The following is a 13,388-nucleotide window of genomic DNA, read 5'->3' as shown; positions in this document are numbered from 1 at the left end:
CGCCGGGAACCGCTAGACCACCGCGCGCTTTGCGCCGAACGCGAGCCGGTCGAGGCACCAGACGGCGAGCATCGTCGCCCCCATCAGCGGGAAAACCACGCCCAGCAAGGTCAGGCCGCCGCGCCACGCGCGCATCGGCGGCCGCTTGACGGGGCGCGCCGGCGCGCCTAGTTCACGCGCGGGCCGGCGCTTCCACCACATGACGAAGCCCGTCACGGCAAGCGTCGCGAGCCCGAGCGAGATTGCGGAGCAGACGATCTGGTTCGCGAGCCCGAAGTAGCGCCCCATGTGCAGCGACGTGCCATACGAAATCCATTGGGCGACGCGTCCGTAGCTCGCGTAATCGATATCGGACAGCACGCGCCCGCTGTACTGATCGATGTGAAGCGTGCGTTCGGCGCGCGGATCGGCCGGGAAATACGAAACCGTGTAGACGCCCGTCGGCTTGTCGGGCAGCGCGATGCCGTAGTCGTCGGCGATTCCATTTTTCGCGGCGAGCGCGACCACGTCGTCGATCGACACGCGCGCGGCCGGCGAAGCAGAGTCGGCGCTATCGGGCACGGTCGTCGCGCCGACGGCCCACGGCGTCTGATGCAGCGGGAGGTCGTCCATCTTCATGCCGTGCATCGCGGGCTCATCCGTGTTCTTCGATGCAGCGCCGGGCGCGGCCGAATGCACATGCGCTTCGCCCCACGCGCCCTTCGGGTAGCCGAGCGACGCCGACGTCGCGAGCGCCTTGAACTCCTTGCCCCACGATCCCGACCACGGCAGCCCCGAGAGCACGAAGAACAGCGCGCCGATGGCGAGCCAGATGCCGCCCACCGCGTGCAGATCGCGCCACCACGCGCGCCCTTGCAGAGACAGACGCGGCAGCCACACGCCGCCCTGTCGCGCGTTCGACCGGCTCGGCCACCACAGCGCGATGCCCGTGCCGATCATCACGAGGGTCCAGCAGCCGGCCAGTTCCATCACGAGTTCGCCGGTCTTGCCGAGCATCAGCCCGCGATGCAGATTGCGCACCTGCTTCATCAACCGATCTTCGACGGACAGCGTGCCGAGCACCGCGCCGTCATAGGGATTCACATACACGCTTTCGCTCCCGCCCGAAGGCCGGCGAAAGACGAACTCGGCGCTGCGCGTGCGATCGGTTTCGATTTGCGCGAGCGTCGGCACGGCGCCGCGCGGCTCGCTTGCGGCGGCCTTCGCGAGCAGGACATCGCGGGAAAGCTGCGGGCCGTGCGTATCCGCGACGACCATCCGGTCGCGATACAGAAGCGGCTCGATCTGCGGCTGGAAGCAATAGATCGTGCCGGTGATCGCGAGCACGATGACGAGCGGCATCACGAAGAGCGCCGCATAGAAATGCCAGCGCCAGAGCGTGCGACGGTGCGCCGCGACCTCCGCGTTCAGGTTGGGTGCAAGCATGGCGATTCTCGTTGAATGTTTGTGTTTTCAGACTGGGCGTGCGCGCTGCATGCGGACTGGACACGCGATGCCAGCGCGAACGCAAACGCCCTCGCTGGATGAGCGAGACGGCCGGACGAAGGACGATGTCAGGAAAGAACGGGAGGCGCGCGCGGGCTCGCGGCGTTGAAGGATTTCGAAGCGACAGGATCGGCGCTTGCGAATGTCGGGGCGCGCACGACGCGCTCGATCGATGCCACATCATGCGCGGCGCTCGTAGCGACGGGTAGATCATGCGCGAGCAGTCCGCAGTACGAGCAGGCGTCGAAATGATTCGCGGCGTCGTGATGACCCGCGTGCGCATCCGCGCTGCTTGCATCGACCGTGCACAGGATCGCTTGCGGATCGGTCGTGACGTTGCGTGCTTCGAGTGTCTGACTGATGACCGGCGCGACGATCGCGAGCCACATGGCGGCGATGCCGAGCCATGCGACGAAGCGATTGCGCGCGTTGCGAGTCATGAGAGGAAGCCGGGTGTCGAGACGAATGAATGAACGGGATTGTAGGCAGCCGCTCACGAAGCGGCAATCCTTGAGCGTGTATGTCCGGGATCGGCGCTCATGCGCGCGCCTTGCAAGCCGATTCACCGAGCGAAAAGCGTTGACGCATTTTCGCAGACATCGCCGGACGGATCGGTTAGAATTTCGGGCTTGGCACAGTGGACCGGTGCCGGACACGGCGGCATCGCCGGGCGCGAATCGTCACCGAATCAGCCCAGAGCGCCTGCCGTGCTGCGAGGATGGCGAAATTGGTAGACGCACCAGGTTTAGGTCCTGACGCCCGCAAGGGTGTGGGGGTTCGAGTCCCCCTCCTCGCACCACAACGAAACCCCTTTCATCGGCAAAGGGGTTTTTCGTTTTCCGGCTCTGCTTTCGCCGGTCACATGCCGATGTCGCCCAGCTCGATCGTCATCGCCTCGCCTTTCGCCTGCGAGGGCCCCGCCGGATAAAATGAGCGTCGGTCCGCCGCGTGGCGAAACCGCAAGACGACACCCCACGACGCCTCCCCTTCGAACTCCCATAAGCCCCGTTCGTGAATTTCGACGACTATTGCCAGCAAAAGGCCGCCCCCGAAGGTTCCGGCACGTACTACGCGCTGCGCCGCGCGCCGGCCGCGAGCCAGCCGCTTCTGACCGCGCTCTTCGCGCTCTATCGCGAACTCGAAGAGACCGTGAAGGAAACCAGCGATCCGACCATCGGCCGCACGAAGCACGCGTGGTGGCAGAGCGAGCTTGGCCGGCTCGATGGCGGCGAGCCGACGCACCCGGTCACCAAGGCATTGCAGGCGCATGAAGGCGATGCGGCATGGCGCGCGTCGCTCGCCACGGTCGTCGATGGTTTCGGCATGGATCTGGATCAGGCGCGCTATCTCGACTGGCCCGGTCTCAAACGGTATCTCGATCAGACGGGCGGCGCGTTCGCGACGGCACTTGCGCGGGCCACCGCGCGCGATCCGGGCCAGGCCGCCGCGTGGGCTGCTCCGCTGGGATCGGCGTTGCTGCTCGCGGAGCGTGTTCAGGAGATCGGCGGCGATGCGCGCAATGGCCGCATCTATATTCCGATCGACGAGTTGCAGCGCTTCAACGTGACCGCCGCGGATGTCATCAATCGAAAGTACAGCGATGCCTTCACGGATCTCATGCGCTTTCAGACCGGACGCGCCCGCCAAGCGCTCGACGATGCGCTGGCCGCCATCCCAGCCTCGGAACGCGCGACGCAGCGCGTGCTGCGCGCGCAGGCCGCGCTGTCGCTCGCGCTCTTCGACGAGATCGAACGTGAAAACTTTCAGGTGCTGCATCAGCGCATCGCGCTCACGCCGATCCGCAAGCTGTGGATCACATGGCGCACGCGTTAGACGCGGAGAATCGGTAGCGGCTCGAAACGCGCGCCGAGGATCGACGCGGAATCGCTCTGCCAGCATGCGTCGAGGACAGTCGCATACAGCCGTCTGAAGTCGATGCCGACGGGCAAGCCGCCGTCCGCATCGAGCCGATCGAGTCGCGGCGGCGTGCCGAACAGTCCGCCGCGCACACGTCCACCCATCATGAAATGCGCCGAAGCCGCGCCGTGCTCCGTGCCGCCCGCGGCATTTTCACGCGCGGCGCGCCCGAACTCCGAACGCGTACTCACGAGCGTGCGACTCCACGCGCCGCACGAGATCAACGACGCGCGCAGCGAAGCGAGTCCTTCAGCCAGTCGTGCAAGACACGCCGCATGCCGGCGCGCCTGATTCTCGTGCGTATCGAAGCCATGCAGCGCGATGCGAATCACGCTTGTCTCATGCGGCGAGGCGCGCGCGATGGCATCGCTCGCGGCCTTGAACGTCTTCACCTCGGTGACGACATTCACGCGATCGAGCCAGCCATCGGCACGATATTCATCGACGTGCGATGCGGTATCCCAGATCTGGCGCGAGCGGTAATGCGACCGGTTGGGCGCGTCGTAACCGACGCCCTGCACGATCGCGAGATCGTTCGCGCGCCACGCGCTCATCAACGGCGACAGCGACGGATGCAAGGCCGTGCGTTCATCGAGCGTCAATGCCCGGTCTTTCGATATGGCGAGATTCGGCCTCAACGCGCGATAGCGAGGATCGGCGACAGGAATGACGGTGTTCAGCCCATCGTTGCCGCCGTCGAGATCGACGAGCACGAGCGAGTGAATGGCGGACGAAGCATTGGAATGTGCGATGGCGCACGCTTCTCTCAAGCTGCCCGCGCATCCTGCGAACGCGCCGGCAATCGAGAGGAATTGACGTCGGTTCATCGCGGGTCGCGCCGCTTACCGCTTGTACAGATCGCGCACCGCTTCTTCGATGTGCTGCCGCAGGAGACGACGCTCGTCGGCGGTCATCACTGTGTGGCGCGGCGGGCGCGCGGGCGGTGTCTGATCGACCTGCTGGATGGGTTGCATCGCGAGCCCTTTCGGGTCGCGATCCTGGCTCGAAGGAGTCGAGCCTTTAGCCGCGCCATTCACGCTACCCGTGCGCTGCTGCGCGCGAATCATGCGGCCGTCGAAGCGATTAGGCGAAGTGGAGATGCCGCGATCGAAGCCTGTGGACTGCGCATAGGCGTGGGGTGTGCTCAGTACTGCGTAGAGCGCACTGGCAAGAAGTGTCTTTCTGAAGATGCGCTCGGAGCGCACAGGTCCGCGCTGCCGCGCTCCCTTCATGTTGTTCCCTTCGTTGCTCGACAACCGGACAGCCTCATTCTTTTCGCGCACGTCTTACAAGGGCTTGGTCGGGCCGCATGACGCGCTGGTCTAATGGAGTATCTACCGAATGGCGGGCTTAGGTAAAGGAGTGTACGCAGCAAACCCTTAGGCCGTGCCACAGCCCCCGTAAATTTTGTAACCAACTGTTACACTCGCTTTTGTTACAAACTCGGCGTTTGATCAAACGCGCTAAGATGCCTCCATGGAAACCAAGAACCCTTCAAAAATTCTCGTCGTCGACGACGATCCGCGCCTGCGCGATCTGCTGCGGCGCTATCTCGGTGAACAGGGCTTCAATGTGTACGTCGCTGAAAACGCGCCGTCGATGAACAAGCTCTGGGTGCGCGAGCGTTTCGATCTGCTCGTGCTCGATCTGATGCTTCCCGGCGAAGACGGGCTTTCCATCTGCCGGCGTCTGCGCGGCAGCAACGATCGCACGCCGATCATCATGCTCACCGCGAAGGGCGAAGACGTCGATCGCATCGTCGGGCTCGAAATGGGCGCGGACGACTATCTGCCGAAGCCGTTCAATCCGCGCGAACTCGTCGCGCGCATTCACGCGGTGCTGCGTCGACAAACGCCGTCCGAATTGCCGGGCGCGCCGTCCGAAACCACCGAAGTGTTCGAATTCGGCGAGTTCGCGCTGAACCTCGCGACGCGCACGCTCACGAAGAACGGCCAGGAAATTCCGCTGACGACCGGCGAGTTTTCGGTGCTGAAGGTATTCGCGCGTCATCCGCGTCAGCCGCTCTCGCGCGAGAAGTTGATGGAACTCGCGCGCGGACGTGAATATGAAGTGTTCGATCGAAGCCTCGACGTGCAGATCTCGCGTCTGCGCAAGCTGATCGAGCCGGACCCCAGCAGCCCGCGTTTCATTCAGACCGTGTGGGGCCTCGGCTACGTCTTCATTCCCGACGGCGCAGCCTGATCGATATTTGAGCGAGTTTCGTCACGCTTTCTCCCCTTTACCGAGCTGAACCCGACAGACCCATGCGCATCGACAGGCGGCTACTGGCGCTCGCGTTCGGCGGCCTGTTCTGGCGAACCTTCGCGCTGATCGCGTTGCTCATCGCCGTCAGTCTGACGGCGTGGTTCCAGAGCTTTCGCGTGATCGAACGCGAACCGCGCGCGCAACGCGTGGCGCTTCAGCTCGTCGCCGTGGTCAAGCTCACGCGCACCGCCCTGCTCTATTCCGATCCCGATCTGCGCCGCGCGCTGCTTCAGGATCTGGAGAGCAACGAGGGCGTGCGCGTGTATCCGCGCGAGACCACCGACAAATACAAGCTGCAGCCGGACGAATCGCTCAACCGGCTGATCGAGCGCGACGTGCGCGGCCGGCTCGGCAACGAGACGATCATCGCGCAGTCGGTGAACGACATTCCCGGCGTCTGGATCAGCTTCAAGATCGACGACGACGACTACTGGGTCGCGCTCGATCGCGATCAGCTCGACACCGTCACCGGCCTGCAATGGGCCGGCTGGGGCGTGTTCGCGCTCGCGTTGTCGCTGTTCGGCGCGGCGTTCATCACGAGTCTCGTGAACCGGCCGTTCGCGCGCCTCGCGCTCGCGGCGCGCAAGGTCGGCTCGGGGCAGTCGCCGGAGCCTTTGCCCGAGCGCGGCATGGGCGTGGCGGCGGAAACCAACCGAAGCTTCAACCAGATGGTGCAGGACCTCGAACAGCTCGAAGCGGATCGCGCGCTGATGCTCGCGGGCATCTCGCACGATCTGCGCACGCCGCTCGCGCGCCTGCGTCTGGAAACGGAAATGAGCCCGTCGGACGAAGCGACCAAGCTCGCGATGATCGACGACATCGAGCAGATGGACATGATCATCGGCCGCTTCCTCGATTACGCGCGGCCGATGCAGCGCATGCCCGAAGCGGTGGATCTCTCGATGATCGCAAGCGAGCTCGCCGCGCGCTTCCAGGCCGACGACGGCGTCGTGATGCATACCGATCTCGCGCAAGGCGCGGTCATCGAAGGCGATCCGACCGATGCGCGCCGCGTGGTCGGCAATCTGCTGGAAAACGCGCGCAAGTACGGACGCAGCGAACAGGACGACATCGCGCGCATCACGTTGCAGACGCGCGTCGCGCACGGCAAGGTCGAACTCTCCGTGATGGACGAAGGCCGCGGCATTCCCGACGATCAGGTCGCGCTCATCACGCGCCCGTTCTATCGCGTCGACACGGCGCGCACGCAGGCGAACGGCACGGGTCTCGGCATGGCCATCGTGCAGCGCCTCGTCACGCGTCAGCGCGGCACGCTGCGGCTGCGCAACCGCACGCCGCTTCCCGGCTTCGAAGTGACGATCGATTTCCCGCCCGTGAAAGGCGGCGCGCGCTTCGAAGGCTAGACGCCTGCATATCGGCCGAATCGGTAGCCAGAAACCACCGAGCCGATCATTTAATTAGAGTTAAGATGAACCGGGTTAACGCGCAGCACGCCTGGCACGAAAGTGTCACGCGTGCGTTATGGCGATCCAGTAATTTGGTCGAGCTTGTCCATTCAACGATTTCACAGGAGTTACTGCATGAAGACCGTTGGCGATAAAGTCGAAGCATTTACCGTTACCGCTGCGAAACCGGGTTTCAACCATCACGAAGAAAACGGCCAGTCCGCTTTCGAGGAAATCACCGAGCAGTCGTTTCCGGGCAAGTGGAAGATCATTTACTTTTATCCGAAGGACTTCACGTTCGTATGCCCGACGGAAATCGTCGAGTTCGCGAAGCTGGCGAAGGATTTCGAGGATCGCGACGCGGTTCTGCTCGGCGGCAGCGTCGATAACGAGTTCGTCAAGCTCGCATGGCGCCGCGAGCACAAGGACCTGAACAAGCTGAACCACTACGCGTTCGGCGATGTGAAGGGCGAACTGATCGACCAGCTCGGCGTGCGCGACAAGGAAGCCGGCGTGGCGCTGCGCGCGACCTTCATCGTCGATCCGGACAACGTCATTCAGCACGTGTCCGTCAACAACCTGAACGTGGGCCGCAGCCCGGAAGAAGTCCTGCGTATTCTCGACGGCTTGCAAACGGACGAACTGTGCCCGTGCAACCGCGCTGTCGGCGGCTCGACGCTGTAAGCGTTTCCTGATGCCGCGAAGCCCGCCTTCGGCCGAGCGTATCCGGCCGCGGCGGGCTTTTTAACGCCATCGAACTGGAGAGAACAATGGAATTCCTGTCTGCGATCAAGGAACTCGTGCCCGACTACGCGAAGGACATTCGCCTGAATGTCGATGGCACGATTGCCCGCTCGTCGCTCGAAGGCAACGATGCGGTCGGCGTCGCGCTTGCCGCCGCGTATGCCGCGAAGGCGACGAAGCTGACCGGCATCATCCGCAATGCGGGCGTGCTGACGCCGGAAGAGACCAACGCCGCGCTGACCGCCGCCGCGCTGATGGGCATGAACAACGTCTGGTATCCGTATCTGGAGATGGCCGACAACGCCGATCTCAAAACGCAGCCCGCCGGCCTGCGCATGAATGCTTATGCGTCGCACGGCGGCGTCGACAAGCGGCGCTTCGAGATGTACGCGCTCGCGGCGTCGATCGTCGGCAAGTGCCATTTCTGCGTGAAATCGCACTACGCGAATCTCGTGGCCGAAGGCATGTCGACGACGCAATTGCGCGACGTCGGACGCATCGCGGCGGTGATCAACGCCGTCGCGCTGACGATCGAGGCGGAAGGCAAGTAAGTCTTCGAAAACACCACGCTCAGGCAGCGTGGCGTCGTCTCATCCGTCGATGGATGTACGGCGCAGCAGCACCGCAGCCTGCGCTTCGATGCCTTCCTTGCGGCCGAGATAGCCCAGCTTTTCGTTCGTCTTGGCCTTCACGTTCACACGGTCGATGGCGAGATCGAGATCGGCGGCGATATTCGCGCGCATCGCATCGATATGGGGCGCGAGTTTGGGCGCCTGCGCGATGATCGTGCTGTCGACGTTCGCGATCGCGAATCCCGCTTCCGACACGCGCTTGAACGCCTCGCGCAGCAGCACGCGGCTGTCGGCGCCGGCGAATTCCGTCGCCGTGTCCGGAAAATGCCGGCCGATGTCGCCGAGCGACGCCGCGCCGAAGAGCGCATCGGTGATCGCGTGCAGGAGCACGTCGGCGTCGGAGTGGCCGAGCAGGCCGCGTTCGTAGGGAATCGTCACGCCGCCGATGATGAGCGGGCGGCCCTCGACGAGCTGGTGGACGTCGTACCCTTGTCCGATTCTGAAATCCATCGATTCAAACCTTCGTTGAGTGTGAGTCAGGCGTTCGCGGAAAGGACCGCGCCCGCGAGCGCGAAATCTTCCGGATAGGTCACCTTGAAGTTGCGCAAGCTGCCCTGAACTAGTTTCGGCGAGTGCCCGAGCCATTCGACGGCGCTCGCTTCGTCCGTCAGATCGTGGCCGTCGTGACGCGCACGCTCGATCGCTTCGCGCAGCATGCCGAGCCGGAACATCTGCGGCGTCTGCGCCTGCCAGAGCCCGTCGCGCGATTCCGTGCGTGCGATGCGCGTCTCGCTTTCACCAGCAACGGACGGCACGTCGGGCATGTTCGGTGCGACGCGCTTGAGCGTATCCGCGAGCGGCAGTGCGAGAATGCCGCCGACCGTATCATCGCGCAGTTCCGCGACAAGTTTGCGAATCAGCTCCGGCGTGATGCCGGGCCGCGCGGCGTCGTGCACGAGCACCCAGTCGTTCTCGCGCGCGCCGAATTTCGCGAGCGCGAGCAGCCCGTTGTACACCGACGCCTGCCGCGAGGCGCCGCCGCAGCGCTCGACCGCGAAGCGCAGCCCGGCGAAGCGGCGGGCGTCGAAATGATGGTCGTCCGGTGCGAGCACGACGAGTGTCTGCGAGAATTCGGAGCACGCGTCGAACGCCGCAAGCGAGTACGCGAGCATCGGACGGCCCGCGACAGTCTGGTATTGCTTCGGCATCGGCGCACCGGAACGGCTGCCGGTTCCGGCGCAGGGAATCAGTGAAAACAGGCGCGAAGTCACGGGCGAATAATGTGGGCAAGTCAAAGTTGAAGCCCGGATTTTATAATAGGTCTTTCGCGATCACGTCCCGCGCGCGGTAATCGACTCTCCGAACCCGCGTTTGCCGGACGGCTCCATGCACACTCTATGCCTTCCAAAGCCGTCAACGCGCAGTCCAGTTCTCCCATCGCGCTCGTGAAGCCGGGCCAGCGCTTCGTCTTCGACGGGGCCTCCGGCTCCGCCGATGCGCTCGCCATCGCGCGCTATCACACCGCGTATCGCGAGAGCGTGCCGCTCCTGACGGTCCTGACCGCGGGCGCCGTCGATGCGCAGCGCCTCGCCGCCGAAATCCCCTTCTTCGCGCCGGACGCGCGCGTGCGGCTTCTGCCGGACTGGGAAACGCTGCCGTACGACACGTTCTCGCCGCACCAGGATCTCGTGTCCGAGCGTCTCGCCACGCTGCACGACCTCGGCGAAGGCCGCTGCGACATTCTGATCGTGCCCGCGACGACGGCGCTTTACCGCATGCCGCCCGCCTCGTTTCTCGCGGCCTACACGTTCTCGTTCACGCAGGGCGAGCGCCTGAACGAAGCCAAGCTCAAGGCGCAATTGACGCTCGCGGGCTACGAGCACGTGAGTCAGGTCGTGCGGCCGGGCGAATACTGCGTGCGCGGCTCGCTCATCGACCTGTATCCGATGGGCTCGGCGCTGCCCTATCGCATCGATCTGTTCGACGATCAGGTGGACTCCATCCGCGCGTTCGATCCCGACACGCAGCGCAGCCTCTACCCCGTGCGCGACGTGCGTCTGCTGCCGGGCCGCGAGTTTCCGTTCGACGAAGCCGCGCGCACCGCCTTCCGCAGCCGCTGGCGCGAGGTCTTCGAGGGCGATCCGAGCCGCTCGCAGATTTACAAGGACATCGGCATCGGCGTGCCGTCGGCGGGCATCGAATATTATCTGCCGCTCTTTTTCGACGAAACCGCCACCCTCTTCCACTATCTGCCGGAAGGCTCGCAGCTCGCGTTCGTCGGCGACATGGATGCGGCGATCAAGCGCTTCACGAACGACACGAAGCAGCGCTTCGACTTTCTCTCGCACGACCGCGAGCGGCCCTTGCTCGAACCGCGCCGGCTCTTTCTGAGCGACGACGATTTCTTCACGTTCGCGAAGCCCTTCGCCCAGCTGAAATTCCCGAGCACGCCGGAAGGCGGCTGGGCGGTACCGCTGCCGGGTCTCGCCCTCGACCGTCACGCCGACGAACCCTTGCTCGCGCTGCGCCATTATCTGGAGCAGACGGAGAACCGCGTGATGCTCGTCGCGGAATCGGCGGGACGGCGTGAAACAATGCAGCAACTGCTCGCGGACAACGGCCTGCGCGGCGAGTTGCGCGACACGTTCCAGGAGTGGCTCACGAGCGACGCCAGATTCACGCTCGGCATCGCGCCGCTGGCGAACGGCTTCGCGCTGCCCGCGGAGAAGCTGTCGATCATCACCGAGACGGAGCTTTACGGGCCGCTCGCGCGCCGCGCGGGACGGCGTCGCCAGGAGCAGGCGAGCAACGTCGATTCGATGGTCCGCGATCTCGCCGAGCTGAAGGTCGGCGATCCCGTCGTCCATGCGCAGCACGGCATCGGTCGCTACATGGGCCTCGTGTCGATGGATCTGGGCGAAGGCGAGACCGAATTCCTGCATCTCGAGTACCAGAACGAATCGAAGCTGTATGTGCCGGTCGCGCAATTGCATGTGATCTCGCGCTACAGCGGCGCGGACCCGGAGAGCGCGCCTCTGCACACGCTCGGTTCCGGCCAGTGGGAAAAGGCCAAGCGCAAGGCCGCGCAGCAAATCCGCGATACGGCGGCGGAACTCCTCAACCTCTACGCGCGCCGCGCCGCGCGCGAGGGCTACGCGTTCAAGCTCGAACCGCGCGATTACGTGAAGTTCGCGGAAAGCTTCGGCTTCGAGGAAACGCCCGATCAGGCGGCAGCGATCGCGGCGGTGATCGGCGACATGACGAGCGGCAAGCCGATGGACCGTCTCGTGTGCGGCGACGTCGGCTTCGGCAAGACGGAAGTCGCGCTGCGCGCCGCGTTCATCGCGGTGATGGCGGGCAAGCAGGTCGCGATTCTTTCGCCCACTACGCTGCTCGCCGAGCAGCACACGCAGACCTTCACCGACCGCTTCGCCGACTGGCCCGTGCGGATCGCGGAGCTGTCGCGCTTCAAGACCGGCAAGGAAGTATCGACGGCAGTGCAGCAGATCAACGACGGCTCGGTCGATATCGTCATCGGCACGCACAAGCTCTTGTCGGGCGATGTGAAGTTCAAGCGGCTCGGGCTCGTGATCATCGACGAGGAACACCGCTTCGGCGTGCGGCAGAAGGAAGCGCTGAAGGCGTTGCGCGCCGAGGTCGATGTGCTCACGCTCACCGCGACGCCGATTCCGCGCACGCTCGGCATGGCGCTCGAAGGCCTGCGCGATTTCTCCGTGATCGCGACTGCACCGCAGAAGCGACTCGCGATCAAGACCTTCGTGCGGCGCGAGGAAGACGGCGTGATCCGCGAGGCGATGCTGCGCGAACTCAAGCGCGGCGGACAGGTGTACTTCCTGCACAACGAGGTCGAGACGATCGAGAATCGCCGCACGATGCTCGAAGCGTTGGTGCCGGAAGCGCGCATCGCGGTGGCGCACGGACAGATGCACGAACGCGAGCTCGAACGCGTAATGCGCGATTTCGTCGGACAGCGCGCGAACGTGCTGTTGTGCACGACGATCATCGAAACGGGCATCGACGTGCCGAGCGCGAACACGATCCTCATGCATCGCTCGGACAAGTTCGGTCTCGCGCAGTTGCATCAGTTGCGCGGACGCGTGGGGCGCTCGCATCACCAGGCGTATGCGTATCTGCTGGTGCACGATCCGCAGTCGCTGACCAAGCAGGCGCAGCGCCGGCTCGAAGCGATCCAGCAAATGGAGGAGCTCGGCTCGGGCTTCTATCTCGCGATGCACGACCTCGAAATTCGCGGCACGGGCGAAGTACTCGGCGACAAGCAGTCGGGCGAGATTCACGAGATCGGCTTCCAGCTCTACACCGACATGCTGAACGACGCGGTGCGCGCGCTGAAGGAAGGCCGCGAGCCGGATCTGAACGCGCCGCTTGCCGCGACGACCGAGATCAACCTGCACGCGCCGGCGATCTTGCCCGCCGATTATTGCGGCGACGTGCAGGAGCGTTTGTCGCTGTACAAGCGGCTTGCCAACTGCGAATCGAGCGATGCCATCGACGGCATTCTCGAAGAACTCGTCGACCGTTTCGGCAAGCTGCCGCCGCAGGCGCATGCGCTCGTCGAGACGCATCGGCTGAGGCTGGCCGCGAAGCCGCTCGGCATCTCGAAGATCGATGCGGCCGAGCAGTCGATCTCGCTGCAGTTCATTCCGAATCCGCCCGTTGATGGGATGAAGATCATCGAGATGGTTCAGAAGCATAAGCACATCAAGCTCGCGGGGCAGGACAAGTTGCGCATCGAGGCGCGGAGTCCCGATCTTGCTGTGCGGATTTCTACGGTTAAGGAGACGCTAAGGGCGTTGGGTGGGCCGGTGAGGCAGGCTGTTGGTGTGCGGTGAGGGTTTTGGTTTCTGTGGATGGCCTGTGATCGTGTCGGTCTATTAGCACTGCCCCTCCCCGGGGCGGGGGTCACTTTCTTTGCTGCTGCAAAGAAAGTAACCAAAGAAAGCAGCTTCTCATCGCCCGC

The 13,388-nt window shown here is 64.4% G+C and carries 12 protein-coding genes and 1 tRNA gene; 7 read left to right on the top strand and 6 right to left on the bottom strand.

Annotated features, from left to right (window positions below):
* Positions 1-12: 12 nt before the first annotated feature.
* On the bottom strand, positions 13-1,425 hold the full coding sequence (locus QCE73_RS06755; RefSeq protein ID WP_309880337.1) for a PepSY domain-containing protein: 1,413 nt from the start codon (positions 1,423-1,425) through the stop codon (positions 13-15).
* Positions 1,426-1,553: 128 nt separating this feature from the next.
* Positions 1,554-1,925 (bottom strand): DUF2946 domain-containing protein, encoded by a 372-nt coding sequence (locus QCE73_RS06750; RefSeq protein WP_309880336.1) that lies wholly within the window; start codon positions 1,923-1,925, stop codon positions 1,554-1,556.
* Positions 1,926-2,197: 272 nt separating this feature from the next.
* Between QCE73_RS06750 and QCE73_RS06745 the strand changes: the two genes are divergently transcribed.
* Both QCE73_RS06745 and QCE73_RS06740 read left to right on the top strand, forming a co-directional pair.
* Positions 2,198-2,284, top strand: a tRNA-Leu gene (locus QCE73_RS06745).
* Positions 2,285-2,496: 212 nt separating this feature from the next.
* Positions 2,497-3,318: a squalene/phytoene synthase family protein gene (locus tag QCE73_RS06740; RefSeq protein WP_309880335.1), complete on the top strand. Its 822-nt coding sequence runs from the start codon at positions 2,497-2,499 to the stop codon at positions 3,316-3,318.
* Here QCE73_RS06740 and QCE73_RS06735 read toward each other — a convergent pair.
* Both QCE73_RS06735 and QCE73_RS06730 read right to left on the bottom strand, forming a co-directional pair.
* Entirely contained in the window at positions 3,315-4,229 is a 915-nt protein-coding gene (locus tag QCE73_RS06735) for a DUF1501 domain-containing protein (RefSeq protein WP_309880334.1), read from the bottom strand. The genes QCE73_RS06740 and QCE73_RS06735 overlap by 4 nt on opposite strands.
* A gap of 15 nt (positions 4,230-4,244) precedes the next feature.
* A complete protein-coding gene (locus QCE73_RS06730; RefSeq protein WP_309880332.1) occupies positions 4,245-4,634 on the bottom strand; it encodes a hypothetical protein in 390 nt (129 codons plus the stop codon).
* A gap of 244 nt (positions 4,635-4,878) precedes the next feature.
* Between QCE73_RS06730 and ompR the strand changes: the two genes are divergently transcribed.
* From ompR to QCE73_RS06710, 4 genes are all read left to right on the top strand, one after another.
* Positions 4,879-5,604 (top strand): two-component system response regulator OmpR, encoded by a 726-nt coding sequence (gene ompR, locus QCE73_RS06725; RefSeq protein WP_008349770.1) that lies wholly within the window; start codon positions 4,879-4,881, stop codon positions 5,602-5,604.
* A 62-nt stretch (positions 5,605-5,666) separates the two neighbouring features.
* Complete coding sequence (locus QCE73_RS06720; RefSeq protein WP_035498710.1) at positions 5,667-7,031, top strand: ATP-binding protein; 1,365 nt, start codon at positions 5,667-5,669, stop codon at positions 7,029-7,031.
* A 177-nt stretch (positions 7,032-7,208) separates the two neighbouring features.
* Complete coding sequence (locus QCE73_RS06715; protein WP_035498713.1) at positions 7,209-7,757, top strand: peroxiredoxin; 549 nt, start codon at positions 7,209-7,211, stop codon at positions 7,755-7,757.
* 86 nt (positions 7,758-7,843) lie between these two features.
* A complete protein-coding gene (locus QCE73_RS06710; RefSeq protein ID WP_309880331.1) occupies positions 7,844-8,368 on the top strand; it encodes a carboxymuconolactone decarboxylase family protein in 525 nt (174 codons plus the stop codon).
* 39 nt (positions 8,369-8,407) lie between these two features.
* Here QCE73_RS06710 and ispF read toward each other — a convergent pair whose 3' ends face one another.
* Positions 8,408-8,899 (bottom strand): 2-C-methyl-D-erythritol 2,4-cyclodiphosphate synthase, encoded by a 492-nt coding sequence (gene ispF, locus QCE73_RS06705; protein ID WP_187604797.1) that lies wholly within the window; start codon positions 8,897-8,899, stop codon positions 8,408-8,410.
* Between the two features lie 26 nt (positions 8,900-8,925).
* Positions 8,926-9,660: a 2-C-methyl-D-erythritol 4-phosphate cytidylyltransferase gene (gene ispD / locus QCE73_RS06700; RefSeq protein WP_309880329.1), complete on the bottom strand. Its 735-nt coding sequence runs from the start codon at positions 9,658-9,660 to the stop codon at positions 8,926-8,928.
* Positions 9,661-9,786: 126 nt separating this feature from the next.
* Between ispD and mfd the strand changes: the two genes are divergently transcribed.
* Complete coding sequence (mfd, locus tag QCE73_RS06695) at positions 9,787-13,260, top strand: transcription-repair coupling factor (protein ID WP_035498720.1); 3,474 nt, start codon at positions 9,787-9,789, stop codon at positions 13,258-13,260.
* Positions 13,261-13,388: the final 128 nt, after the last annotated feature.

The sequence above is a fragment of the Caballeronia sp. LZ029 genome (genome assembly GCF_031451275.1).
GTDB classification, from domain to species: Bacteria; Pseudomonadota; Gammaproteobacteria; order Burkholderiales; family Burkholderiaceae; genus Caballeronia; species Caballeronia jiangsuensis.
The sequence above is the reverse complement of the archived record's forward strand: the minus strand, read 5'-3'. Positions and strand labels throughout refer to the sequence as shown.